19 protein-coding genes and 1 riboswitch are annotated in these 24,481 nt (G+C 65.2%); of the genes, 15 read left to right on the forward strand and 4 right to left on the reverse strand.

Features of this window, described 5'->3' with window-relative positions:
• Positions 1-8: 8 nt before the first annotated feature.
• Together AACH87_RS16340 and AACH87_RS16345 are read right to left on the reverse strand one after the other, a co-directional pair.
• Positions 9-1,022: a tripartite tricarboxylate transporter substrate-binding protein gene (locus AACH87_RS16340; protein WP_338795547.1), complete on the reverse strand. Its 1,014-nt coding sequence runs from the start codon at positions 1,020-1,022 to the stop codon at positions 9-11.
• A 39-nt stretch (positions 1,023-1,061) separates the two neighbouring features.
• Positions 1,062-2,273 (reverse strand): M20 aminoacylase family protein, encoded by a 1,212-nt coding sequence (locus tag AACH87_RS16345; RefSeq protein ID WP_338795548.1) that lies wholly within the window; start codon positions 2,271-2,273, stop codon positions 1,062-1,064.
• 164 nt (positions 2,274-2,437) lie between these two features.
• Here AACH87_RS16345 and AACH87_RS16350 point away from each other — a divergent pair, with 164 nt between their 5' ends.
• From AACH87_RS16350 to AACH87_RS16370, 5 genes are all read left to right on the forward strand, one after another.
• Positions 2,438-3,394 (forward strand): LysR substrate-binding domain-containing protein, encoded by a 957-nt coding sequence (locus AACH87_RS16350; protein ID WP_338795549.1) that lies wholly within the window; start codon positions 2,438-2,440, stop codon positions 3,392-3,394.
• Between the two features lie 98 nt (positions 3,395-3,492).
• Positions 3,493-3,797, forward strand: a riboswitch (cobalamin riboswitch).
• A 238-nt stretch (positions 3,798-4,035) separates the two neighbouring features.
• Positions 4,036-6,192 carry a TonB-dependent receptor gene (locus tag AACH87_RS16355; protein WP_338795550.1) on the forward strand — a complete coding sequence of 719 codons (2,157 nt, stop codon included), beginning with the start codon at positions 4,036-4,038 and terminating at the stop codon, positions 6,190-6,192.
• A gap of 261 nt (positions 6,193-6,453) precedes the next feature.
• Positions 6,454-7,422, forward strand: coding sequence for an ABC transporter substrate-binding protein (locus tag AACH87_RS16360; RefSeq protein ID WP_338795551.1), 969 nt, complete (start codon positions 6,454-6,456; stop codon positions 7,420-7,422).
• Positions 7,423-7,427: 5 nt separating this feature from the next.
• The gene (locus AACH87_RS16365) at positions 7,428-8,519 is read left to right on the forward strand and encodes an iron ABC transporter permease (RefSeq protein WP_338795552.1); all 1,092 of its coding nucleotides are present in this window, start codon (positions 7,428-7,430) and stop codon (positions 8,517-8,519) included.
• On the forward strand, positions 8,506-9,276 hold the full coding sequence (locus tag AACH87_RS16370) for an ABC transporter ATP-binding protein (protein WP_338795553.1): 771 nt from the start codon (positions 8,506-8,508) through the stop codon (positions 9,274-9,276). Before AACH87_RS16365 ends, AACH87_RS16370 begins: the two co-directional genes overlap by 14 nt.
• 77 nt (positions 9,277-9,353) lie before the next feature.
• Here AACH87_RS16370 and AACH87_RS16375 read toward each other — a convergent pair whose 3' ends face one another.
• A complete protein-coding gene (locus AACH87_RS16375) occupies positions 9,354-10,565 on the reverse strand; it encodes a glycerophosphodiester phosphodiesterase (RefSeq protein WP_338795554.1) in 1,212 nt (403 codons plus the stop codon).
• 279 nt (positions 10,566-10,844) lie between these two features.
• Between AACH87_RS16375 and gdhA the strand changes: the two genes are divergently transcribed.
• The 6 genes from gdhA to AACH87_RS16405 all read left to right on the forward strand — a co-directional run bounded on the left by gdhA (position 10,845) and on the right by AACH87_RS16405 (position 18,048).
• Positions 10,845-12,188: an NADP-specific glutamate dehydrogenase gene (gene gdhA, locus AACH87_RS16380; protein ID WP_338795555.1), complete on the forward strand. Its 1,344-nt coding sequence runs from the start codon at positions 10,845-10,847 to the stop codon at positions 12,186-12,188.
• Positions 12,189-12,898: 710 nt separating this feature from the next.
• Complete coding sequence (locus AACH87_RS16385; RefSeq protein WP_338795556.1) at positions 12,899-14,032, forward strand: PilT/PilU family type 4a pilus ATPase; 1,134 nt, start codon at positions 12,899-12,901, stop codon at positions 14,030-14,032.
• A 101-nt stretch (positions 14,033-14,133) separates the two neighbouring features.
• Positions 14,134-14,973: an alpha/beta fold hydrolase gene (locus AACH87_RS16390; RefSeq protein WP_338795558.1), complete on the forward strand. Its 840-nt coding sequence runs from the start codon at positions 14,134-14,136 to the stop codon at positions 14,971-14,973.
• Positions 14,974-15,060: 87 nt separating this feature from the next.
• Positions 15,061-16,314: a multidrug effflux MFS transporter gene (locus AACH87_RS16395; protein WP_338795559.1), complete on the forward strand. Its 1,254-nt coding sequence runs from the start codon at positions 15,061-15,063 to the stop codon at positions 16,312-16,314.
• A complete protein-coding gene (gene miaA, locus AACH87_RS16400; protein ID WP_338795561.1) occupies positions 16,304-17,320 on the forward strand; it encodes a tRNA (adenosine(37)-N6)-dimethylallyltransferase MiaA in 1,017 nt (338 codons plus the stop codon). The genes AACH87_RS16395 and miaA overlap by 11 nt, the downstream gene beginning before the upstream one ends.
• Positions 17,321-17,337: 17 nt before the next feature.
• Positions 17,338-18,048, forward strand: a complete 711-nt coding sequence (locus tag AACH87_RS16405; RefSeq protein WP_338795562.1) for an ABC transporter ATP-binding protein — start codon at positions 17,338-17,340, stop codon at positions 18,046-18,048.
• A gap of 90 nt (positions 18,049-18,138) precedes the next feature.
• Here the strand turns inward: AACH87_RS16405 and AACH87_RS16410 are convergent, their stop codons facing one another.
• Positions 18,139-18,570: an Hsp20/alpha crystallin family protein gene (locus AACH87_RS16410; RefSeq protein WP_338795563.1), complete on the reverse strand. Its 432-nt coding sequence runs from the start codon at positions 18,568-18,570 to the stop codon at positions 18,139-18,141.
• Between the two features lie 205 nt (positions 18,571-18,775).
• Between AACH87_RS16410 and AACH87_RS16415 the strand changes: the two genes are divergently transcribed.
• The 4 genes from AACH87_RS16415 (at position 18,776) to AACH87_RS16430 (ending at position 24,479) form a co-directional block, all read left to right on the forward strand.
• Positions 18,776-21,424, forward strand: a complete 2,649-nt coding sequence (locus AACH87_RS16415) for an FtsX-like permease family protein (RefSeq protein WP_338795565.1) — start codon at positions 18,776-18,778, stop codon at positions 21,422-21,424.
• A 362-nt stretch (positions 21,425-21,786) separates the two neighbouring features.
• Positions 21,787-22,356 carry an IPTL-CTERM sorting domain-containing protein gene (locus AACH87_RS16420; RefSeq protein WP_338795566.1) on the forward strand — a complete coding sequence of 190 codons (570 nt, stop codon included), beginning with the start codon at positions 21,787-21,789 and terminating at the stop codon, positions 22,354-22,356.
• A 21-nt stretch (positions 22,357-22,377) separates the two neighbouring features.
• On the forward strand, positions 22,378-23,247 hold the full coding sequence (locus AACH87_RS16425; RefSeq protein WP_338795568.1) for a collagen-like protein: 870 nt from the start codon (positions 22,378-22,380) through the stop codon (positions 23,245-23,247).
• A gap of 182 nt (positions 23,248-23,429) precedes the next feature.
• Positions 23,430-24,479: a glycosyltransferase gene (locus tag AACH87_RS16430; protein WP_338795569.1), complete on the forward strand. Its 1,050-nt coding sequence runs from the start codon at positions 23,430-23,432 to the stop codon at positions 24,477-24,479.
• Positions 24,480-24,481 lie beyond the last annotated feature (2 nt).

Consider the following 24,481-nt stretch of genomic DNA (forward strand, 5'->3'; position numbering starts at 1 on the left):
CGACCCGCTCAGGCCTCGCGCATCTTGGCAAACTCGGCCAGCTTTTCGTACTTGCTGCTTTCATCGGCCATGAACCGGGCCAGGTTCTCCCGGCCTGTGGCCATCACCATGCCTGCATCTTCCAGCTTCTTGCGCACCACGGGGTCCTGCAGCGTGGTCTGCAGCTGGCTCGCCAGCAGTGCGGTCACGTCGGCAGGCAGGCCCTTGGGGGCCATCAGGGCATACCAGCCCACCAGCTCATAGCCCTTGAGGGGCGCAAACTCGGTCAGTGCGGGCACTTGGGGCAGGCTGCCCAGGCGCTGGGTGCTGCTGACGGCCAGGGCGGTGATGCGGCCGCTGCGGATGAAGGGCATGGCCGAGCTCGGGGACAGCACCGCGAAGTCCAGGCTCCCCCCCGCCAGATCGCTCGTGAGCGGAGCCACGCCCCGGTAGGGGATGTGCGTCATGAACACCCCGGCCTTTTGCTTGAACAACTCGCCCGCAAAGTGCAGCGTGGAGCCCACGCCCGAGCTGCCGTAGCTGTATTTGCCAGGGTTGCGGCGCAGCAGGTCGAGCAGTTCAGGAATGGACTTGATGCCCGTATGCGGCGCAGCGGTGAGTACCACCGGGGCAGTGGCCATCATGCCGATGGGGGTGAAGTCCTTGAGGCCGTCATAACGCTGGGCGGGGTTGACCACGCGGGTGCCCACCAGTTCGTTGCTGGAACCCACCAGCAGCGTGTACCCATCGGGCGTGGAAGTGGCCACACGTTGCGCAGCAATGGCACCCGCTGCGCCACCCTGGTTGTCCACCACCGTGGTGGCCTTCAGGCGCGGGCCCAATGCATCGGCCAGCACGCGGCCAATCAGGTCCACCGAGCCCCCGGCAGGGTAGCCCACCACGAACTTGATGGGTTTGGAGGGGTAGGCCGACTGGGCACTGCCGGGCAGGGCCCACCCGGCAGCGCCCAAGGCGGCCAGGCCACGCAGGACATCACGGCGGGACGTTGCAGCAGAGGCCGCATCAAGCAAAGACAGAGTCATGGATTAGCTCGCAGTCAAGAAGAGAAAAAACGGGAGCGATCAGGCGGTTGCCTGGGCCGAAAGGAAGTGCTCTGTGAGCTTGACCCAGTACGAAGCGGCCACGGGCAGGATGCGGTCGTTGAAGTCGTAGCCAGGGTTGTGCACCATGCAACCGCCCGTGCCATGGGTGTCCCCCTCGCCGTTGCCCACGATGAAGTAGCTGCCGGGGCAGGCTTCGAGCATGAAAGAGAAGTCTTCGCTGCCCGTCAGGGGTTGCAGGTTGGGAATGAGGGCGCCCTCGCCCAGCCAGTCCACTGCCACCTGCCGGGCGATGGCGGTGCAGGCAGGGTCGTTGACCAGTGCGGGGTAACGCCAGCGGTATTCCACCTCGGCCTCGGCCCCCAGTGCAGCGGACTGTGCGTGGGCCAGGGCGGTGATGCGCTCGCGCAGCTGCTGGCGCACCTCGGGCCGGTAGGCGCGCACCGACAGGCGCAGTTCCACCTCGTTCGGGATCACGTTGGGTGCATCGCCCGCATGGATGGCCCCCACAGTCACCACAGCCATGTCGCGCGGGTCTACGTTGCGCGAAACCACCGTTTGCAAGGCCAGAATCAGATGCGCGGAGGCCACCACCGGGTCCCACGACAGATGCGGTGCCGAACCGTGACCGCCCTTGCCGCGCACCTTGATGATGACGGTGTCGGACGACGCCATGAACGAGCCCGACATGAAGCCAAACTGCCCTGCGGGAAAGCCGGGCATGTTGTGCAGGGCAAAGATGGCATCGCACGGGAACAGCCGGAACAGTCCGTCCTCCACCATCTTGCGGCCACCGCCCAAGCCCTCTTCGGCGGGCTGAAAGATCAGGTGCAGCGTGCCGTCAAACGACCGGGTCTGCGCCAGGTGGCGCGCTGCAGCCAGCAGCGTGGCGGTGTGCCCGTCGTGCCCGCAGGCGTGCATCTTGCCCGCATGGCGGCTGGCATAGGGCAGGCCCGTGGCTTCGTGGATGGGCAGCGCATCCATGTCGGCCCGCAGGCCCAGGCGCTTGCTGCCCTGGCCCACCCGCAGCGTGCCCACCACGCCAGTACCGCCCAGCCCCCGGTGCACTTCGTAGCCCCATTCGGTCAGCCGCTCGGCGACCAGGTCACTGGTGGCAAATTCCTCAAAGGCCAGCTCGGGGTGGGCGTGGATGTGGTGGCGCAGGGCCACCATTTCGGGTTCCAACGCGCGGATGCCGGGCAACACGGCAGTTTGCAGAAGGTCTTGGTTCATGCAATCCAGTCTAGGCAGGCAGGCGGTGCGGCAAAAGACCACCGCTGCTTGGCACGACAGGCTGTGCCTTGCACCCCGCGCCGTACGCTCTGCCTGCAAGCCCGGCGGCATGGAATGTGCATGATGGCGTTATGGACGCTGCGCGCACCCCTCCCCATCTGTCAATGAAACTCCACCAGATTCGCTATCTGGTGGCGCTGGCGGAGTGCGGCAGTGTGCGGGCTGCAGCGCGAGCGCTGGGGGTGACGCAAGCCGCCGTCACCCAGGGCCTGCGAGAGCTGGAGGAGGCGCACCGCCTGCCGCTGTTTCAGCGCCATAGCAGCGGCATGGTGCTCACGCACGCGGGGCAGGTGCTGCTGCGCCACGCACAGTTGGTCACCGGGCAGCTGGAACAGGCCGAGGCAGAAATGGCCGCCCTGCGCGACCCGCAGGCCCACATGCGCCTGGCAGTGGCGGTCACGCCGTGGATTGCGCACAGCCTGCTGCCCACGGTGCTCGCCAGCTTCCGCGCGGAACTGCCCCAGGTGCGACTGGAGCTGTTTGAGGGTTTGTCTGCCGTGGCGTTGCCTCGTCTGCGCGAAGGCAGCATCGACCTGCTGATTGGCCGTGTGCCCACTGGCAGCGCTGCGCAAGACCTGCACGCCACGCCGCTCTTTCGCTACGAAGCTGCCGTGGTGGCACGCACCGGGCACCCGCTGGTGCAGGCCAGGTCGCTGCACGAGCTGCATGACTGTGACTGGCTGCTGAACTACACGCCCAGCGAAGAGAGCGGCATTTTTGAAAAGCTCTTTTTGCGGCACGGCATCGCGGTGCCCACGCGGCGCATTCACCTCGTGCACTCTGCCTCTTTGCTGCTGCACCTGGTGGCGCACAGTGACATGGTGTCGTTCTGTCCCTGGCCCCTGATTGAGACCGAAGGCCCGGCGGGCCGCATTACGCCTCTGCGCTTGAGTGAACCCTTTGAGCCCCACGTGGCAGGAGTGCTGCAACGCGGCCACGGCCCACTGCCCTTTGTGGCCCAGCGTTTTGTGGCACACCTGCTACGGCAGGTGCATGCGTGCCGCGAAACCACCGACCCGCAGTTACAACGCGTGTTCCGCTCCATCGACGTGCTGGAGTAGCACGCGCCCAGTGCAGCAAGCAAAAGGGCTGCGCGTATACTGCGCCCGCCTTCGCTGGGACGCGCTGCATCGCATCAGATGGATGCGGCAAGCCTCTCGAAGCACACCGTGCAACAGGTGTCTGCATGTCTCATGCAGAGTAAACGGGAACAAGGTGACTGCGCAAAGCCCCATGGCTTCATGGAGGTCTGGACCGCACACTCCTTGGCTGCCCCCGCAACGGTAAGCAAAGACAGCCCCCATCGCACACAGGCCTCGCGGTCTGCGTGCATCCACTGAGCGCCTACGTGGTCTGCCCCCGGCAGATGCGCGGCGCGCTTGGGAAGGAGGGGGTCTGGTCAGAACGCTTCTGCGATCTGGCCCTTTGTAAGCCCGGATACCGGCCTGCTGCTTTGGAGCGACTCACACAACCCCCCTGGCGTCGTTGTCCCGTCTTGCCGTACTGCTTGTACTGCCTGCGACGGAACGCCTAGCCAGGGCCGCTTCGCTGGCTTGTGTGAGCCGCTCTTCGTCGCGCATCTCCTTCGGAGGGTGCGCATACCAGCCGCCTGCGGGGTGCAGGCAGTGATGCAGCAAGCCCTGCCCGGCGGGTGGCGGCGTGCGCGTTGCTGTCGCTTCAGGTGGCCTAACCTGTTTTTGTCATGCAACGCCAACATACTGTTCTCTCTTCATCGGCTGCTGCTTCGCGCACCAGCCACCACGCACTCTTCAAGCCTTTCAAGCCATTGATGCCCTTGGCGCACAGCGCCATCGCAGCGGCCACCCTGGCGTGCTGCGCTGCAGCAGCTCAGACCACGCTACCCAGCGTAGATGTCACCGAGCCTGCCGAACGCGCAGGCCTGCGGCTACAGCAGGCGAGCACCACGGGTACACGCACGGGCCTTGCCGTGCGCGAAGCCCCGATGAGTATGGATGGCGTGTCAGACCTGCAACTGCAGGAGCGGGGCGACACGGCGGTGACCGAAGCCATCACCCGCACCGTGGGCCTGACGGCGGCAGGCTCGCCGGGCAATGGCGGGCTGGCCTTCAGCAGCCGGGGCTTTTTTGGGGCCAACTCCGTGGGTGTGGCCGAGGACGGCGTTGCCGCCGGGGTGGCTGCAGGCACCATCTCCTACCCGTCTGACACCTGGGGCTATGAGCGCATGGAAGTGCTGCGCGGCCCGGCCTCGCTCATGTACGGCAGCGGCACCGTGGGCGCGACCCTCAACGCCGTGCGCAAGGCCCCCAGCCGCGAGCGCACCACTGAAGTGCTGCTGGCAGGCGGCACGAAAGAGGCCGCCCGTGCAGGCGTGGGTGCCACCGGGCCACTGGGCGAATCAGCCAGCTACCGCATCGATGCCTACGGCAGCCAGGCCGATGGCGACCGGGCATTGAGCTTCAGCCAGTCGGGCAAATTCATGGGCACGCTGCGGCTGCAGCCCCGGGCAGATCTGCAGATAGACCTGGTGGCCGACCGCGCCACCCAGGAGCCCGCCCGGTACTGGGGCACCCCCGGGGTCAATGGCCGGGTAGCTGCAGAGCTGGCTGGAGAGAACTACAATGCCAGTGACAGCATCATCCGCTACGAGGACACCCGCCTGCGCGCCAAGGTGCAGTGGCAGGCGAGCGACGCACTGACGCTGCGCAACGAAACCTATTACTTCAAAACCGACCGGCACTGGCGCAACATTGAGGCCTACAGCTTCAACCCCGCGGCGGGCACGGTCACACGGTCTGACTACCTGGAAATCCTGCACCACCTGGAGCAGACCGGTAACAACGTCAGTGCAGCGGGCCGCTCGGGCGCACACCGTTGGGTGGTGGGCTGGGACGCCGTGCGGTCCAGCTTCACGCACACCAACAATGCGCCCTATGGCGGCACCTCTACGGTCTCGGCCATTAACCCCGTGCAGGGCACCTGGGCCAGCCCCGACGCCACGCTGCCCAAGTACGACACGAGCCTGACCCAGCATGCGGTGTATGCGGAAGATGCGTGGACACTGGCACCTCAGTGGCTGGCCTTGGTGGGCCTGCGCCACGATGCCTACCGCTATGACCGGCAGGAACTGCAGGCAGGAACCCGGTTTGACAAGCAGATGGGCGGCACGTCTGCGCGGGGTGGTCTCACCTACCGCTGGGATGACCGCACCAGCGTCTATGCGCAGGTGAGCACGGGCTATGACCCGGTGACCGCGTTGATCAGCCTCAACCTGGCCAACCGCGACTTCCAGCTCAGCCGCGGCACGCAGACCGAAGTGGGCATCAAGCAGTCCATCCAGCAAGGTCTGGGCGAATGGACATTGGCCGTATTCAACATCGATAAAAAGAACATCGTCACGCGCGACCCGGCACGGCCTTCTGTCTCTGTGCAAGGCGGGCAGCAATCCTCACGCGGGGTGGAATGGACCGCAGTGGTGCAAGCCACCCGCGCCTTGCGGCTGGAGGGCAACCTGGCGCTGGTGGACGCGCAGTTCGACACGCTGCTGGAGGCCGGTGGCAACCGGGCCGGTAACCGCCCAGCCAACGTGCCCCGCCAAAGCGCCAACCTGTGGGCGCACTACCGCACCGGGGCGTGGCAACTCTCCAGCGGCTTACGCCATGTAGGCCAGCGGTTTGCCGACAACGCCAACAGCGTGCAGTTGCCTGCCTACACCCTGTGGGATGCGGCGGTGCATTACCAGGTCAGCCCGCAGGCGACCGTCAGCCTGGTGGCACGCAACCTGGCAGACAGGCGCTACGTCAGCGCCAGCTACGGCGACAACCAGTTCCTGCTGGGCCAAGGCCGCCGACTGGAGCTGGCCGTGCACTGGCGGTTCTGACCCGGCGCAACACATCACCGGGAACACAGGCACAAGGGGCAGCCTGCAGGTTTGCTGCCCTTGCCCCATTCCCTTGCTGCTACGCCCCCAACACGCCAAACCTGGGGGGCACTCCATGGGACTATGCACATGCGCTTATTCACCAGAACTCAGACTGCACAACCGCCCACAACATGGCTGTGGGCCGCGTCAGCGCTGCTGACCGCCACATTGGTAGCGTGCACCCAGTCGGCCCCAGACGGCACACCCACCGCCTCTGGCATGCAAAAGCATGCAGAAGTGACATCCGAGCCCGTCACGGTGCAGGTGTGCGGCACGCCCGTCACCTACCCACGCGCCCCCGAGCGGGCCGTGACGCACGATGTCAACATCACCGAGATGCTGCTGTTTCTGGGCTTGCAAGACCGCTGGGTGGGCTACAGCGGCATACCCGCCCGCAAGGAAATGTGGACTCCCTACCAATCTTTGCTGGCCGCACGCCCCAACCTGTCGAGCCAAGGGATGAACCTGGAGGCGATGCTGGGCGTGTCGGCGGACTTTGTGTTTGCGGGATGGAACTATGGGTTTCGCCAAGGCCAGGTCACGCCCCAGGTTTTGCAGCAGCACGGCATGGCTTCGTATGTGCTCAGCGAGTCGTGCATCCGCGTGGGGCCGCGCCCCAGGGTGGGCATAGAGGACACCTTGGCTGACCTGCGCAACCTGGCGAAGATCTTCCGCATCACCGCTAGGGCCGAGCCCCAGGTGCAGGCCCTGGAGCGAGATTTGCAGGATCTGCGTGCGCGCATGCAAGCCAAGCCAGCAGTGCAGGGGCGGCGAGGGCAGCAGGAGCCACAGGGGCCGACCCCGCGCCCTCGCGTGTTTGTGTACGACAGCGGGCAGGACATCCCCATGACCTCGGGCCGCTACGGCATGCCCCAGGCGCTGATTGAGGAGGCAGGCGGGCGCAACATTTTTGATGACATCGCCAGCAACTGGCCCCACGCCAACTGGGAAGACGTGGTGCAGCGCAACCCCGAATGGATTGTGGTGGTGGACTATGGCGAGCCCAGCGCACAGGGCAAGATCGAGTTCCTGCTGCGCAAGCCCGAACTGCAGACGGTGGACGCCGTGCGCCACCACCGCTTCATCACCCTGAGTTATGCCGAGGCCACGCCCAGCCCGCGCAACGTGGCTGCGGCCCGCACCCTGGCCAATGCACTGCACCCCGAGCGCATGGCGGCGCCGCGTTGACCGCCATGCCCCACACCCCTACCCACACCCGCATGCGCTCCACTGCCCTGCCCTGGCAATGGGCGGCACTGGCTCTGGCATTGCTGGTGACCATGGTCATGGCCACCACCTGGGGCAGTGTGGACATTGCCCCGCGCACCGTGGCACAGATGGTCTGGCACCAGTGGCTCCAGGTCTGGGGCATGGATGCCGCAGACCCATCCCCCTGGTCTGCGCAGCATTTCCAGATTGTCTGGATGATCCGCCTGCCCCGGGTGCTGATGGCCGCGCTGGCCGGGGCCGCCCTGGCGCTGGTGGGCGTGGTCATGCAGGCCATGGTGCGCAACCCGATTGCCGACCCGTATCTGCTGGGCGTGTCCTCCGGGGCTTCGGTGGGGGCGGTGTCGGTGCTGGCGTTTGGCGCGGGGGCCTGGGCGGGCCTGTGGGCCATCAACCTGGCGGCCTTTGCCGGGGCCCTGGTGGCCACGCTGGTGGTGTACCGCATTGGCTGGACGGGCCAGCGCCTGCACATGACGCGACTGGTGCTGGGCGGCGTGGCCGTGGGCTATGTGCTGGCGGGGGTGACGAGCCTCATCACGCTCCTGTCGGCCCAGCGCGACCTGGCCAGCGCCGTGCTGAGCTGGACGCTGGGCAGCCTGGCGGGCACACAATGGAACGAGCTGCCCATCCCCTGTGCAGTGCTGCTGGCCAGCCTGGTGTGGCTGACGGGCCATGCGCGCGCCCTGAATGCTCTGATGACAGGCGACGAAACGGCGGGCACGCTGGGGGTGGAAACCCACAGGCTGCGCCGTATGCTGTTTGTGGTGCTGTCGCTGCTGACGGGCACGGTGGTGGCTGTCAGCGGCTGCATAGGCTTTGTGGGGCTGGTCATTCCGCATGGGGTGCGCCTGTGCGTGGGGCACGACCACCACAGGCTGCTGGTGCTGGCCCCCATGGCAGGGGCTGTGTTTCTGGTGCAGGTAGATCTGGTGGCGCGCACCGCGTTTGCACCCACCGAGCTGCCTGTGGGCGTGATCACGGCACTGATAGGTGGCCCGGTCTTCGTGTGGATGCTGGTGCGCGATGCATCCAGGGGGTACACCCATGCTGCGCGCTGAGCACCTGCACTGGCAAACCCAAGGCCAGCACATCGTGCGGGATGTGAGCCTGCACCTGCAGCCCGGTGAATGCCTGGGGCTGATTGGCCCCAACGGCAGCGGCAAGTCATCGCTGCTGCGGCTGCTGTACCGCGCACTGCAGCCCACGTCGGGCCACATGGCATTGCGTGGTAAGCCGGTGCAAGACCTCTCCGTCAGAGACTTTGCCCGCCAGGTGGCCGTGCTGGCACAAGACAGCCTGCTCGACCCGCACTGGTCTGTGCAGGAGTGCGTGATGATGGGCCGCATTCCCCACCAGCCGCGCTGGGCGGCCGACAGCCGCGAAGACCACGCCCAGGTACACCATGCGCTGGAGGCGGTGCACGCATTGCATCTGGCCCACAGGGCTGTAGGCAGCCTCTCGGGTGGGGAGCGCCAGCGCGTGCTGCTGGCGCGGGCTCTGGCGCAGCAGCCCAGTGTGATCCTGCTGGACGAGCCCACCAACCACCTGGACATACGGCACCAGTTTGAGCTGATGGGCCTGCTGCGCAAAACAGGCCTGAGCACCCTCGTGGCCCTGCACGACCTGAACCTGGCGGCCCACTACTGCCACCGGCTGTATCTGCTGCAGTCAGGCACCGTCACCTGCCAAGGCAGCCCCGAAAACGTGCTGACCCCGCAGCGCATTCAGGACGCATACGGGGTCAGGGCCCATGTGGGGCAGCACCCACACACGGGGCGGGTGCACATTGCCTTTATGCCGGAGGATGCGGCCTAGAGCCTGTTTGCGATCTCGCGAAGACCGCTGCACGATCCTCCTGGGAGAACATCAACAGGTTCTTGCCGATCTGTGGACTATTGATCCCGAGCGGCCTTCGCTGTGTCAGAAAAGTCGCTGAACAAGCCATCCACACCCAGGTTGAAGAACAGCTTGTACTCGGCCTTGGGGTCGCCCTTAAAGTCCGAAGCCAGGCGCTTGGCCTCGTTACGGAAGGTGTAGGCGTGCACGAACAGGCCTGCGGCGTGGGCGTCCTTCACCACTGAAGTGGCGGGCATCATCACGCGGTCGCGCTCGTCGATCACGCCATCACCGTTCAGGTCGTCCGGCTTGCCATCCTTGTTGGCATCCACTTGCTTGGAAGGGATCAGGTATGGCTTCCAGGGGCCGATGCCATCAGCGTAGGTTTTGACTTCTTTCAGGCCTGCGGGGGTGAGCAGGCTGGCGAAGGTGCGCGAATCACCGGCCACGGCAAAGTCGTACGGCTTGTCGTAAGGGGCCGTCAGGTCCATGGTGCCATCGGCATTCACGTCGTTGGCGTCCACCAGTTGCACCAGGCGGATCTGCGTCTTGGTGCGCAGGTATTTGAGGTTGGACACCTCGAACGACTGCACGATCACGGGCGAGGCCTTGGTGGTGTAGCCGTACTTGGCCAGGATGGTAAGCAGCCGGTCTTCCAGCGGCAGACCCAGGCGCGCGTGGTAGGTGGGGTGCTTGGTCTCAGGGTACACGCCTACGGTGCGACCGGCCTTGGCACCCGCCGACTTGGCCAGGTCCAGCACTTCTTCCAGCGTAGGAATCTGGTATTTGCCGTTGAACGACTGGTCGCGGTCTGCCATGGGCTGCACAGCGCGCAGGGTCTTGATCTCGGCCAGGGTGAAGTCCGAGGCAAACCAGCCCTCTTCTTCCACTCCGTCCACGACCTTCTTGGTCTTGCGGCTGGCGAACTCCGGGCGCTTGGACACATCGGTAGTGTTGGTGATGTTGGGCTCATGCCGCGCGATCAGCACACCGTCTTTGGTGGCCACCAGATCGGGCTCGATAAAGTCCGCGCCCAGATCCACAGCGCGTTGGTAACCCTCCAGCGTGTGCTCAGGCAGGTAGCCGCTGGCACCCCGGTGGCCAATCACCAGGGGGGTGTCGCCGTTGAGCGTGGGGTAGCTGGGGCTGTCGCTGCCCCCACAGGCGGTCAGCGCCAAGGCTGCAGCCACGGCCAGTGCCGCAGGACGGAAGCCACGGGAAATGCCCCGGAATACCTCACGGGACGTGCGTTCGATGTCAGCGTGCATTGCGTTTCTCCTCTCGTTGTCTGTGATCCCAGCGGCGCACTGTGAGCCTGCCTTGTGACGGCACCATGACACAACACCCGCCCTGTCATGTTCCGGACATACCCGCAGCCTCAGCACCTTAAGCAGCACCAAAACAGAGCAAAAACACCACTGCAAAGCACCAAAACAAGGCATAAACCCTTTCAATTCACCAATTCTGTGCATTACCTTATGACGGTTTGACATAATTTGGTGCACAGCGCCTTGCCTGTTGTTTTGATGCAGAAAGCCTTTTTGGACATGAAATACGAATCCGTGGACAGCTTCCTCTCCCAGGTCTCCCTTCGTAACCCGGGCCAGCCCGAGTTTCTGCAAGCCGTGACAGAGGTAATGGAAAGCCTGTGGCCCTTCATCCAGAAGAACCCCCGCTACGCAGAGCACGGCCTGCTGGAGCGCCTGGTGGAGCCCGAGCGCACGGTGATGTTTCGCGTCTCGTGGGTAGACGACCACGGCAACGTGCAGGTGAACCGGGGCTACCGCATCCAGCACAGCATGGCGATTGGCCCCTACAAGGGCGGGCTGCGTTTTCACCCGTCGGTGAACCTGTCGGTGCTGAAGTTTTTGGCGTTTGAGCAGACCTTCAAGAACGCGCTGACCACCCTGCCCATGGGCGGCGGCAAGGGCGGCAGCGACTTTGACCCCAAGGGCAAGAGCGCTGGCGAAGTGATGCGGTTTTGCCAGGCCTTTGTGACCGAGCTGTACCGCCACGTGGGCCCCGACACCGATGTGCCCGCTGGCGACATCGGCGTGGGCGGCCGCGAGGTGGGCTTCATGGCGGGCATGTACAAAAAGCTGGCCAACAACGCGGCCAGCGTGTTCACCGGCAAGGGCCTGTCGTTTGGCGGCTCGCTGATCCGCCCCGAGGCCACGGGCTACGGCACCGTGTACTTTGCGCAAGAAATGCTCAAAACCCGTGGCCGCTCGTTTGACGGGTTGCGCGTGTCGGTGTCTGGCTCGGGCAACGTGGCGCAGTACGCGGTGGAAAAGGCCATGCAACTGGGTGCCAAGGTGGTCACGGTGTCGGATTCGAGCGGCACCATCGTGGACGAAGACGGCTTCACCCCCGAGAAGCTGGCCATCCTGATGGACGTAAAGAACCACCACTATGGCCGTGTGAGCGACTACGCAGCGCGCACGGGCGTGAAGTTTGAAGCCGGTGTGCGCCCCTGGCATGTGAAGGTGGACGTGGCCCTGCCCTGCGCCACACAAAACGAGCTGGACGCCAACGACGCCGCTACCCTGATCCGCAACGGCGTGCTGTGCGTGGCCGAGGGTGCCAACATGCCCTCCACCATCGAAGCGGCCAAGGCCTTTGAAGCCGCAGGCGTGCTGTATGCGCCCGGCAAAGCCAGCAACGCAGGGGGAGTGGCCACCTCAGGCCTGGAGATGAGCCAGAACTCGGCCCGCCTGTCGTGGCCGCGCGAAGAGGTGGACGCCCGCCTGCTGCAGATCATGCAAGGCATTCACACCGCCTGCCTGCGCTACGGCCAGCGCGCCGATGGCAGCGTGAGCTACATCGACGGCGCCAACGTGGCAGGCTTTGTGAAGGTGGCCGACGCCATGCTGGCCCAAGGCGTGGTGTAAAGCAGCGCACCATGGTGCAACCGCGCCGATGCGTGCCCAAGGGGTGCGTGCTGGGGACGCGCCTTGGCTTCGACGGGCTCAGCCCGATCGGAGGAGGGAAATACCACGCACAGGCCGCAGCACACCCGGGTCGAGCGCAGCGACGACCCGAGTGGCTGTTTGGCTGTTCAGCTCCCCAACCCCCTGCTGGCTGCGCCTGCGGTGGTGCGGTTGCGGGGTGAGCATGGGCGTCGAAGCGCCCATGCTTCGTCCTCTAGCTCGCCGGGGTTGTCCGAGCGGCGCTGCGCAGCAGCAAAGCGAGTTCCACGGCGCACCCCGCAACCACACCGCCGCAGGTTTGCCCCTTCGCAACGCGAAGGGGTCGCAGACTGGGGGTCGCCTTTTCTTTGCTTACTTTCTTTTGGCGAAGCAAAAGAAAGTGAGTCGCCCGCCGGGGCGACAACCCGGCTCCCGCCCTGGGCACAGGCATGCTGCCAAATCAACGAGCAAGCCCAGGCTTCGACAGGCTCAGCCCGAACGGCTGAGGAACGGATGATCGTGTGGGCCTCACCGATCAGGGGCCATCGGCATGCCGCACGCCCAACCCCGTTGAGCCCATTTTTTCATTTGGCCGACCGCAGCGATGCCAGTATGCTGGCTGGCAGTCAGCCGCCCGGGCCCCAAAACACCATCAAGGCCCCGGCGGTGCAACCCGTGGAGGAACACAGCGCATGGAAATCTTCAACTTCCTGAACCTCATGGTCGAAAAAGGTGGCTCAGACCTGTTCTTCAGCGTGGGCGCACCCGTCAACGTGAAAATCGAGGGCATCACCCACCCGCTCAAGATGCCTGCGCTGTTGCCTGGCCAGGTCAAGCAACTGGCCTACTCGATCATGAACGAACGCCAGATCAGCGAGTTCGAGGCCAAGCAGGAGATGAACCTGTCCATCTCGGCCGAAAACTTGGGGCGCTTTCGGGTGAACGTGTTTGTGCAGCGCGGCGAGACCGGCATGGTGGTGCGCTACATCAAGAACAAGATCCCGCCCCTGGCCGCCCTGGGCCTGCCCCCGGTGCTGGAGAAGCTGGTCATGCTCAAGCGCGGGCTGGTGCTGGTGACGGGCGCGACGGGTTCGGGCAAGTCCACCACGCTGGCGTCCATGATCAACTTCCGCAACGAAAACACCACGGGCCACATCCTCACCATCGAAGACCCGCTGGAGTTTCTGCACTCGCACAGGCTCTCGGTGGTGGACCAGCGCGAGGTCGGCATCGACACGCAGTCGTACGAAGAGGCGCTCAAGAACGCGCTGCGTGAGGCCCCTGACGTGATCATGATTGGCGAGATCCGCGACCGCAACACCATGAAGCAGGCCATTGCCTATGCCGAGACGGGGCACCTGTGCCTGTCGACCCTGCACGCCAACAACGCCAACCAGGCCATGGAGCGGGTGATCAACTTCTTCCCGCAAGACGCACACCACCAGTTGTTGATGGACCTGAGCCTGAACCTGGCGGGCGTGGTGTCGCAGCGGCTCATTCCTGGCCTGCACGAAAAGCTGGTGCCCGCGGTGGAGGTGATGCTCACCTCGCCCTACATTGCCGACCTGATTGGCAAAGGCGAGTTCTCCGGCATCAAGGAGGCCATGAGCCACAGCACCGAATCGGGCATGTGCACCTTTGACCAGGCGCTGTACAAGCTCTACACCGAAGGCCGCATCTCTCTGGAAGAAGCCCTGCACAACGCGGATTCGCGCACCGACCTGGCCCTGCGCGTGCGGCTGGCAGCGGGCGTCAAGTCATCGGACGCCGGGGATTTGACGATTGAGCCCACGTCGCCCGAGCATCGGGCATCGCAGCACTTCTGAGCCCCGGGCCTGCACCTGAACATCTCCGCAGCGCCTTAATCCGTGCCTTACAAAGGTAACAGGCCCGAACTTTTGCCCCGCTGGGGCAATCAGTCGTACCGATGAAACGCACACCCCTTTTTGCCATGCTGGCCTTGGCCATGGCGGTCACGGCCGGATGCTCCACCCTGGACGCCAAGCAGCGCGAATGGATTTTCCAGCCCAGCGACCGCAGCTGGGGCGGCGCACCGTCCACCGAAGGCATGCAGGATGTGTGGATCGAGTTCCAGTCCGTCGCATCGGGCAAGCCCGAGCGGCTGCACGGCCTGTGGCTGCCCAGCGCACGCGACGACGCCCCCGTGCTGCTGTACCTGCACGGGGCGCGCTGGAACGTGGCGGGCTCCGCAGGCCGCATACGGCGCATGCAGGAACTGGGCTTTGCGGTGCTGGCCATCGACTACCGGGGCTTTGGCAAGAGCAGCGCAGGCCTTCCATCGGAAGCCACTGCAGCAGAAGACGCCCGCATGGCCTGGCAGTGGCTGGCAAAGGCCCACCCCGGCAAGCCGCGCTACATCTTCGGCCACTCGCTCGGGGGCGCAATTGCCATTGACCTCGCCCGCAGCGTGGAGGACGAACAGGGCACCATTGTTGAAGGCACTTTCACCAGCATTCCGGACGTGGTGAGTACCTTCCGCTGGGGCTGGCTGCCGGTGTCGCCTTTGATTACCCAGCGGTTCGAATCGGTGCAGAAAGTGGCGGGCATCGGTTCGCCCCTGCTGGTGGTGCACGGCAGCGAGGACAGCCTCATCCTGCCTGCCCTGGGCCGCAAACTGTTTGACGCGGCCCAGGAGCCCAAGCAGTTTGTGCTGGTGGAAGGCGGCTCGCACCACACCACCAATGCCATGGGTATGCAGCAATACCGGCAAGCCCTGGCCTCGCTCTTCAAATTGCAGGCGCCCTAGTAACCTGTTCAAAGGCTCCTCAGGCGATCCACTCCTGCAGGTTTCCAGACTCGCGGGCTTTGCCCCATCTGGTACGCTCAGGCGCTTATGTCTGCCCCTTCCGCCACCGTGGGTGCGGCGGTTTCCACACCCCCGGCACCTCCTGCAGTTCCGGCCAGTCTGGCCATTGTGGTGCTGGCCCTGCTGCTCAGCATTCAGCCGGTCACCACCGACCTCTATCTGCCCGCACTGCCCGCGCTCACCCGCGACCTGAATGCCACCGTAGCCGCAGGCCAGCTCACGCTCAGCGCGCTGCTGCTGGCCTTTGGCTGCTCGCAACTGGTGTGGGGCCCGCTGTCTGACCGCTTTGGCCGCCGCCCGGTGCTGCTGGCGGGCCTGGGCATTTATACCGCCGCATCGGTGGCCAGCGCGCTGGCCCCCAGCATGGGCATGCTGATCGTGTGGCGCGTGCTGCAAGGCGCGGCCATGGGCGCGGTGGTGATGTGCGCCCGCGCCATCGTGCGCGACCTGTACACGCCGCTGACCGGGGCGCGCGCCATGTCCAAGGCCCTGACGGGGCTGGGCGTGGTGGCCTGCCTGTGTGCCCCTGTGGGTGGCATGCTGGCGCAGTGGCTGGGCTGGCGCGCGGCGCTGCTGGCCCTCACGGCCTACGCGGTGGGCACGCTGGCCCTGGTGGCCCTGCGCATGCCCGAAACCGTGCAGCACAAAAACCCGCAGGCCCTGCAACCCGCCACCTTGCTGCGCACCTGGCGGCAGGTGCTGGGGCACCCTACGTTCTGGGCGTTTTCGCTGCTGACCAGCGCCACGTATGGCGGGCTGTTCACCTTTCTGGCCGCCTCATCGTTTGTGTTCATCGAGGTGCTGCAGCTCACGCGCACCGAATATGGCTGGATGCTGCTGTCTACCAGCGTGGCTTATTTTGCAGGCACCTTTCTGTGCCGCTACCTCCTGGCCCGGCTGGGCTTGCGCCGCACTGTGGCGGTGGCCGGGGGCATGAGCCTGCTGGGCGGCTGCGGCATGGCGCTGGTGGCACTGGCGGGCTGGCACCAGCCGGTGGCACTGCTAGCACCGTTTTATCTGTTCATGCTGGGCCACGGCATCCACCAGCCCTGCGGGCAGACGGGCTCAGTCGGGCCGTTTCCGCAGGCGGCGGGCGTGGCCTCGGCCCTCAATGGTTTTGTGATGATGCTGGCCGCCTTTGCCACGGGCGGCTGGGTGGGCTCCCACCTCAACGGCACCATCTGGCCCCTGATCTACGGCGTGCTGTTCTGGTCCGTCGTGCTGGGCATGACATCCTGGACTTTGGTACAAAAATTTGGAGAACCGCGACATGCTGCCTGAACACCTGCCCAACATTGCGCTGGCAGGCCCTACCGCATCGGGCAAAACCGCCGGGGCGCTGGCCTTGGCTGCCGTTCTGGGGCGGCGCATGCCGGTAGAGATCATCAGCGTGGACTCGGCCCTGGTGTACCAGGGCATGGACATTGGCACCGCCAAACCCACGGCGGCAGAGCGCGCCGCCGTGCCGCACCACCTCATCGACATCCGCGACCCGCTGCAGGCCTACAGCGCCGCCGAGTTTGTGCAAGACGCCACGCGGCTGATTGCCGAGATCCGCGCCCGTGGTGCCTTGCCCCTGTTGGTGGGCGGCACCATGCTGTACTTCAAGGCCCTGTTCGACGGCATTGACGACATGCCCGCCGCCAACCCCGAGGTGCGCGCCCAGCTTGAAGCGCAGGCCCAGGCCATTGGCTGGCCCGGCATGCACGCCGAGCTGGCCAAGGTAGACCCCACCACGGCCGCCCGCCTCGCCCCCGGCGACAGCCAGCGCATACAGCGTGCGCTGGAGGTGTGGCATGTGTCCGGCCAGCCGCTGTCGAGCTTTCACACTACAAAAAAAGGAGCTGCCAGCACAAGCGCAGCAAGCGCTACAGCCCTTTTTTCTTTGGAGCCCCACGACCGCGCCTGGCTGCACGAGCGCATTGCGCGCCGGTTTGACACCATGCTGGACGCAGGCTTCATGGACGAGGTGCGTGCCCTGCGTGCGCGCGGCGAACTGCATGCCGACCTGCCATCCATGCGCTGCGTGGGCTACCGCCAGGCATGGGAAGAACTGGACTACCAGGCCAGCAAGGGGCCTGACGCACCGCTGAACCTGGCCCACTTCCGCGAGCGCGGTATCGTCGCCACACGCCAGCTCGCCAAGCGGCAGGTGACCTGGCTGCGCAGCATGCCCGAACGCCACGCCATTGCCTGCGACCATCCCACCGCCGTGGCCGAACTGGTGCAGGCCGTGCTGCAGCGGCTGGACGCAGCGCCAACCCCACGCGCCGCCACCGTGGCCTGACCGGACTCCGCTTCGCCATGGCCACGACAGACATCAACACAGCCAGCGACACCGCACCGCGCCCAGCCACCCTCAGCGTGCGCCAACTGGGCAAACACTACGGCAGCACGCCCGTGTTTGCGCGGGTGGATTTCAGCGTAGCGCCGGGTGAGTTTGTGGCCATCGTGGGCGATTCGGGCGTGGGCAAGTCCACCCTGCTCAACTGCCTGGCCGGGCTGGACGCTTGGGATGAAGGCGACATCGCCTATGCAGCAGCAGACGGCTCCATCACCCGCCTGGCAGAGCTGGACGACACCGCCCGCGCCCTGTGGCGGCGCGCCCATGTGGGGTTCGTGTTCCAGGCCTTCCATGTGCTGCCGCACCTGGACGTGGCACAAAACGTGGCCCTGCCCTTGATGCTGCTGGGCCAGACCGACCCTGCGCGTGTGGAGCGCATGCTGGATGCCGTGGGCCTGGGCACGCTGGGCAACCGCCTGCCGCAGCAACTGAGCGGCGGGCAACTGCAGCGCGTAGCCATTGCCCGCGCCCTGGTGCACCGCCCCGGCCTGCTGCTGGCCGACGAGCCCACAGGCAACTTGGACCCCACCACCGCCGCGCTGGTCATGGACCTGCTGCTGGCCCAGACGCGCGAGCACGGCGCATCGCTGGTGCTGGTCACCCACTCAGACACAGCGGCTGCGCGTGCCGACCGGGTGCTGCGTCTGACGGCCAGCGGCATGGTAGGCTGAGCCTACGCAAGCCCTTACCACCGTAAGTCAGGTGAGCCCGCAAGGGCGTCACCCGACACTCACAGGGCGCGCGCCCATCAGTTGGCCCCCTCACTCAATATGCAGCCGTTGCGCGTTGCTCGCCTGCTTCTTGGGCAGCGTCAGCGTCAGCACGCCGTGGTCGTACTTGGCCCGTGCCTGGCTGGCGTCCACATCGGCAGGCAGCGCAAAGCTGCGGGCGACCTGGCCGTAGTAGCGCTCAGAGCGCAGCACCTTCTCGCCGTCTTTTTGCTGGTCGTGCTGGCGCACCTCGGCGCGCAGGCTCACCACGTTGCCTTCGAGCGAAACGTGGATATCTTCCTTGACCACGCCCGGCACCTCGGCGTGCACGGTGTAGCCGCTGTCAGACTCTTTCACATCCACCTTGATCTGCGCCGCCGAGGGCAGGCCGTCGCCATGCAGAGGGCGCACATAAAAGCCCGGGGCCACGTCCTTGAAAAACTCGTCCAGCAGGGTTCCGGTGCGGGGGATCAGAGAACTCATGGTGATGCTCCTTCAAGAAAGTCAGTGACACAAACCTGCTGGCGCACACCCTGCGCCAGCGTTCCGACACTCTTAAATTACGGTGCCTCTCCTGCCATTTCAAGGCCCCACCAGACCCCGGACGTCCCCATCGCCACGGTCTTTGAGTTGGCTCAAAAAGCCCCGCACCGCCTGCCGTGCCCCACCCCGGCGGCACAATGCTTTCATGCTTGCACTGCTTCGCACCTTCTCGTGGCAAGACCTGCGCCACCACCCCTGGCGCAGCGCCGCCGCCATGGCCGCCGTGATGCTGGGCGTGGCGCTGGCCTTTGCCGTGCACGTCATCAACGCATCGGCGCTGGACGAGTTCTCGCAGGCCGTGCGCGCCGTCAACGGCCAGCCCGACCTGGAAGTGCGCCCCATGCAAGGCACGCTGGCCGAATCGCTGTTTGCCCAGATCGCCCCCCACCCCGACGTAGCCCGCGCCAACCCGGTGCTGGAGGCCACGGCCATGGCCCGCCCGGCGGCGCAGGCCCCAGGCAATGCCCCCATCGCCCTGCGCCTGCTGGGTGCCGACGCCCTGCTGCTGCCCGCCATGGCCCCGGCCCTCATGCCCCGGCCATGGGAAGGCGCGGCGCGTGACGCACTGTTTGCCCCCGCCACCGTCTACCTCAACCCCGCCGCCCTGCAGGCGCTGGGCCTGCCGCCACAAGGCACCCAGCCCCGCCCCACATTGCAACTGCAAACCGGCCTGCAAACCCTGGCCGTGCAGGTGGCGGGCACCGTGAGCGCCCCCGGCGCGCCGCTGGCGGTGATGGACATTGGCGCCGCGCAAGATCTGCTGGGCCGCGTGGGCCAGCTCACCCGCATCGACCTGCAGCTGCAGCCCGGCACCGACCGCAGCGCCTTCAAGCAAGCGCTGCAGGCCCTGCCCGGCTGGCCCGCGCAAGCCACCCTGGCCGAGCCCGGCGATGCGGCGCAGCGGGTGAGCAACCTCTCGCGCGCCTACCGCGTCAACCTGACGGTGCTAGCGCTGGTGGCGCTGTTCACCGGGGCGTTTTTGGTGTTCTCGGTGCTGGCCCTCAGCGTGGCGCAACGCGGGCCGCAGTTTGCGCTGCTGGCCGTGCTGGGCGCCACGCCCCGCCAGCGGCTGGCGCTGGTGCTGGCCGAATCGGCCCTGCTCGGCGTAGCGGGCAGCCTGGCCGGGCTGGCATTGGGCACGGCCCTGGCCAGCGCGGCACTGCAATTGCTGGGCGGCGACCTGGGCGGTGGTTACTTTGCAGGGGTGCAGCCCCGCCTGCAGTGGAGCCTGCCCGCCGCCCTGCTCTACGGCAGCCTGGGCGTGGCCGCCGCCGTGGCGGGCGGCTGGTGGCCCGCCCGCGCCGCGCAGGCCCTGCCCCCGGCGCAAACCCTCAAAGGCCTGGGCAGCGCCAGCGGGCGCACCGGGCGGGGCTGGATTGGTATGGTTTTGATAGCTGCCAGCGCTGTATTGGCGGCGCTTCCGCCCATTTTTGGCATTCCTTTGGCGGCCTACGTGGCCATTGGCATGCTGTTGGTGGGCGGCATTGCACTGCTGCCCTGGGGCGTGGCCTGGCTGCTGCAGCGGCTGCAACCGCTGGCAGCGCGCCACCCACTCAGCCTGCTGGCGCTGGAGCGCGCCCGCCGCATGCGGGGCACCGCCGCCATTGCCGTGGGCGGCGTGGTGGCCAGCCTGAGCCTGGCGGTGGCGCTGACGGTGATGGTGGCCAGCTTTCGCGGCTCGGTCATCCAGTGGCTGGATGCGGTGCTGCCCTCGCCGCTGTACGTGCGATCGGCCCTGCAAGCCGCGGGCGGTGATGCCGCCCTGCTGCCGCCGGGCTTTGCTGAAGCCGTGGCCCGCCTGCCGGGCGTGGACAAGGTGGCCCCGCTGCGTGCCAGTGCTTTGCAACTGAGCGCCGCCCGCCCCGCCCTCACCGTGCTGAGCCGCCCGCTGGGCACCGACCCCGCCCAGGTGCTGCCCCTCACCGGCCCGGCCCTGCCCGTACCTGCGGGGCAGATCGGCGTGTATGTGAGCGAAGCGGTGGTGGACCTGTACGGCGTGCGCCCCGGCCAGGCGTGGCCCGATCTTTCTAAGGCTTTTATGCCTGTAGCGCTTGATACACCAGCGCAAGCAGCTACGTTTTTCATAGCAGGTGTGTGGCGTGACTATGTGCGCCAGACCGGGGCCATCACCCTCGACAGCGCCGCCTACCAGCGCCTGACCGGCGACACCCGTATCAGCGACCTGGCCCTGTGGCCTGCCGATGGGGTGGACTTGGCCGCACTGCAAAGCCGCATCCGCAGCACGGCGCAGCAGGCCAGCGCTGCAACTCCAGCGGGCTCCAGCGACTCAGGCGCTGCCAACCACAGCACGGATGGCCATCCGCCCCTGGTCGAATTTGCATCCGCCCAAGCCATCCGCGAACGCTCCCTGCAAATCTTTGACCGCAGCTTCGCCGTCACCTACTGGCTGCAGGCCGTGGCCATCGGCATCGGCCTCTTCGGCGTGGCTGCCAGCTTCAGCGCCCAGGTGCTGGCCCGCCGCAAAGAATTCGGCCTGCTCGCCCACCTGGGCCTCACCCGCCGCCAAATCCTGGCCGTGGTGGCAGCTGAAGGCGCGGCCTGGACGGGCATCGGTGCCGTCGCTGGCGTGCTGCTGGGCCTAGCTGTGTCGGTAGTGCTGGTGCACGTGGTCAACCCACAGAGCTTTCACTGGACGATGGAGATGAACATCCCCGCGCCGCGCTTGTGGGCGCTGTGCGCGGCGGTGGTGGTATCGGGGACGGTGACTGCTTGGCTGGCCGGGAGGGCGGCAGCGGGGAGGGATGCGGTGATGGCAGTGAAGGAGGATTGGTGAGAGTAACAATGAGCCTCCGGCAGACCATCAACAGCTGAAATGTAACAACGGTCTATTGAACCCAGCACCCAACAATGCCTGAATATTAGTTGCCATTTACATTTTTTTAACAGATGATTGATTCAATGAATTTTGACACCGACCAATAGAGCTAGTCGCTGAGGAAACGTTTAGCTTCAACGCGGTGCTTACATGGTCAACAAGGGAGGTTTATGCGTTGGACCGTGTCACGTTTTCTGGTCTGTTGTGCCGTGGCTTTGAGTGTTTGCGCACCTGTCGCAGCGCAAATTGTTTATCCCCCCGGCTCGTCTCTAGACGTTCCACCCGGCGGCTCGGTGGATCAAGGGTGCATAGCCTTGGACATGCAAGGCACACTGAACCTCAGTGGCGGTACGCTTACTGTGGACACGGATGTGACCTTTGGCTCTGGCGCCAGCATCACCGGGAATAATGGCGTCATTGCCGTGGGCGGAAACCTCATCTCGTCTGGCAACATCAATACCGGTAGCAATAGCGTGGTACTGCGCGATGGCTGCGATCCAGGCAACAGCAGCCAAATCAACGGTAATTTCGTTTTTCAGAACCTGACACTTTCCAGCACGACAGGCCGCACCTTTGTCATTCCAGCGGGGGCAAACATCACGGTGCTAGGCACCCTGACCCTGCAAGGGGCCCCTGGGCAAAATATCCAACTCGTCTCTTCTGGCGGCGGCGCTGCAGTGATCAACCTGGGCCCAAGTGCCACGGTCAGCCAAACCTTCACTTCCGTGGCTGGTAATGTCCAAATAGGCAACGCTATTGCCACTGCGAAGAGTATTCCGACACTAAGTGAGTACGGCCTCATGCTGATGACATTGCTCATTGGCTTGGTAGCGCTCTGGTATCACCGCCGCCCTGCAGACACTCACTTCCATCGGCATATTCGAATTTGACGAACACGAAGGCTTGAAGCTATGAACTCATCTGTTCGCCAGTTGCGCCTCATCTGCAGCTTAAGCGCAATCTATGCACTGCATACTCCCTTGGCCTTGGCCGCCGATGTATCCATCACCGTGCCCAGCGGTGGCGGCTTTGTGATCAAAAGTCCTGGCGGACAGGAACGGTTCAAGGTACAGGACAACGGTGAGGTGCGTGCGCCTGGCCTCAGCGGTGCTGCGACCAACAACAATCTCACCTGCTTTGACGGACCCACAGGGCGGCTGGGGCCTTGTGCAGCAGGCATTGGTTCTGGTGCCACCGGAGCCACAGGCCCCACCGGGGCGACTGGAGCCACCGGCCCCTCAGGAGCCACAGGGGCTGCCGGAACGGGTGCTACAGGCGCCACTGGTCCAACGGGGGCCACTGGGGCTACCGGCGCTTCCGGCACTGGTGCTACGGGCGCCACCGGAGCAACGGGAGCCACAGGTGCTACTGGTGTCACTGGCGCAACGGGCCCTACTGGGGCAACGGGCCCCACCGGCGCCACTGGGGCCACAGGTGCTAATAGCACTGTGCCGGGACCACAGGGCATTCAGGGAATTCAAGGCCCTACGGGCGCTACCGGGGCCACGGGTGCCACCGGCGCCGCCGGGGCCGGAACCGTGTCGCTCACCACCTACACGTCTACATCCGAAAATTTGGTCAACGGTTGGTACACCGTCACTGCGACCTGTGGTGCTAGTAAAACCATAGTGACTGGGGGCTGCAATACCACTGATGGCACTACAGTGACCAAGGGGGATGTTTTGGGTGCAAGCTATCCAGGTTCCAGCACAACGTGGGTGTGCAAGTACGCCATTACTGATGTACAGGTCACGCATACCGCGTTTGCCCTGTGTCAGTGACGTTGCGTTTTTGGCTGTGTTTGATTTTCAGCAACTCAGCAACACAAGAAAACACTGTATTCCAAGACCTGTCAGCGGAAGCCTCTGCCATCTGCCAGTAACCTGTGCCGCAGGTTACGCGCACAAGCCACCACCACGTAAACGCATTGCAGTCATTGGCCCCGCTCCGTATCTGCCTGAACATGATCGTCAAAAACGAGGCACCGGTGATCACCAGGTGCCTCGCTTCGGTCAAACCCTTCGTAGATCATTGGGTCATTGTGGACACGGGCTCCACAGATGGCACGCAAGATATCGTCCGCGAGTTTATGCGGGGTATTCCAGGCACGCTGTATGAACGTCCTTGGAAGAACTTTGCCCACAACCGCAACGAAGCGCTTGAATTAGCACGCCCCCATGGCAGCTACTTGCTTTTTATTGATGCTGACGAGCAGTTGCGTGTGCCATCCGGCTTTACTTGGCCTGCTCTCCTGGCCGACGGATACACCCTGACATGCCACATGGATGGCTGGGAATACCAGCGCAATAGCCTGATTGCCACACGGGTGAACTGGTATTGGGAGGGCGTGCTGCATGAGTATCTGACCGCCAAGCAGCACGGCCCGTGGCAGACATTGCAAGGCCCTGTCATCCATGTGTCGCACGATGGCGCCCGCGCACGTGACCCGGAGACCTACCTGCGTGACATCGCATTGCTGGAGCAAGCCGTGCGGGACGATCCCACCAACACACGTAACGTGTTCTACCTTGCCCAGAGCTGCCGTGATGCCGGGAAGATCGAACCCAGTCTGCATTGGTATCAGCGCAGGGTTGAGATGGGCGGGTGGGAAGAAGAGCGTTGGTACGCACTGTTCCAGATCGCTGTACTGCATGAGCGTAGCAAGGCTTCTGCAGTCACTGTACGTGAAGCCTATCTGGCTGCCTATGCCGCCCGTCCCCAGAGGGCAGAGCCGCTGTGCGAACTCGCCCGCTACTATCGCGAATGTGGAGAGTACGCTTTGGCTGCGCTGTTTGCGCTGCAAGCTTCACAAATTCCGCAACCTGCAGACATTCTCTTCATAGACACGCCGGTATACGCTTGGCGTTCTCTGGATGAGCTGGCCGTGAGTGCCTTTTACACCCCCCACCGCAACCTGGGTCGTGCTGCGCTGCAGCGTCTGCTAGCCGAGCGCCGCTACCCCGAGGCGCATGCCGCTCGCATTGAAGCCAACAAGGCTTTTTACGGGCTTTGAGT

Origin of the sequence: Acidovorax sp. DW039 (assembly GCF_037101375.1) — a bacterium.
GTDB lineage: Bacteria > Pseudomonadota > Gammaproteobacteria > Burkholderiales > Burkholderiaceae_C > Acidovorax.

Coding starts and splice junctions, on each gene's coding strand:
- AACH87_RS16340 (WP_338795547.1), bottom strand. CDS start 1,022: ATGACTCTGTCTTTGCTTGATGCGGCCTCTGCTGCAACGTCCCGCCGT.
- AACH87_RS16345 (WP_338795548.1), bottom strand. CDS start 2,273: ATGAACCAAGACCTTCTGCAAACTGCCGTGTTGCCCGGCATCCGCGCG.
- AACH87_RS16350 (WP_338795549.1), top strand. CDS start 2,438: ATGAAACTCCACCAGATTCGCTATCTGGTGGCGCTGGCGGAGTGCGGC.
- AACH87_RS16355 (WP_338795550.1), top strand. CDS start 4,036: ATGCAACGCCAACATACTGTTCTCTCTTCATCGGCTGCTGCTTCGCGC.
- AACH87_RS16360 (WP_338795551.1), top strand. CDS start 6,454: ATGCAAAAGCATGCAGAAGTGACATCCGAGCCCGTCACGGTGCAGGTG.
- AACH87_RS16365 (WP_338795552.1), top strand. CDS start 7,428: ATGCCCCACACCCCTACCCACACCCGCATGCGCTCCACTGCCCTGCCC.
- AACH87_RS16370 (WP_338795553.1), top strand. CDS start 8,506: ATGCTGCGCGCTGAGCACCTGCACTGGCAAACCCAAGGCCAGCACATC.
- AACH87_RS16375 (WP_338795554.1), bottom strand. CDS start 10,565: ATGCACGCTGACATCGAACGCACGTCCCGTGAGGTATTCCGGGGCATT.
- gdhA (WP_338795555.1), top strand. CDS start 10,845: ATGAAATACGAATCCGTGGACAGCTTCCTCTCCCAGGTCTCCCTTCGT.
- AACH87_RS16385 (WP_338795556.1), top strand. CDS start 12,899: ATGGAAATCTTCAACTTCCTGAACCTCATGGTCGAAAAAGGTGGCTCA.
- AACH87_RS16390 (WP_338795558.1), top strand. CDS start 14,134: ATGAAACGCACACCCCTTTTTGCCATGCTGGCCTTGGCCATGGCGGTC.
- AACH87_RS16395 (WP_338795559.1), top strand. CDS start 15,061: ATGTCTGCCCCTTCCGCCACCGTGGGTGCGGCGGTTTCCACACCCCCG.
- miaA (WP_338795561.1), top strand. CDS start 16,304: ATGCTGCCTGAACACCTGCCCAACATTGCGCTGGCAGGCCCTACCGCA.
- AACH87_RS16405 (WP_338795562.1), top strand. CDS start 17,338: ATGGCCACGACAGACATCAACACAGCCAGCGACACCGCACCGCGCCCA.
- AACH87_RS16410 (WP_338795563.1), bottom strand. CDS start 18,570: ATGAGTTCTCTGATCCCCCGCACCGGAACCCTGCTGGACGAGTTTTTC.
- AACH87_RS16415 (WP_338795565.1), top strand. CDS start 18,776: ATGCTTGCACTGCTTCGCACCTTCTCGTGGCAAGACCTGCGCCACCAC.
- AACH87_RS16420 (WP_338795566.1), top strand. CDS start 21,787: ATGCAAGGCACACTGAACCTCAGTGGCGGTACGCTTACTGTGGACACG.
- AACH87_RS16425 (WP_338795568.1), top strand. CDS start 22,378: ATGAACTCATCTGTTCGCCAGTTGCGCCTCATCTGCAGCTTAAGCGCA.
- AACH87_RS16430 (WP_338795569.1), top strand. CDS start 23,430: ATGATCGTCAAAAACGAGGCACCGGTGATCACCAGGTGCCTCGCTTCG.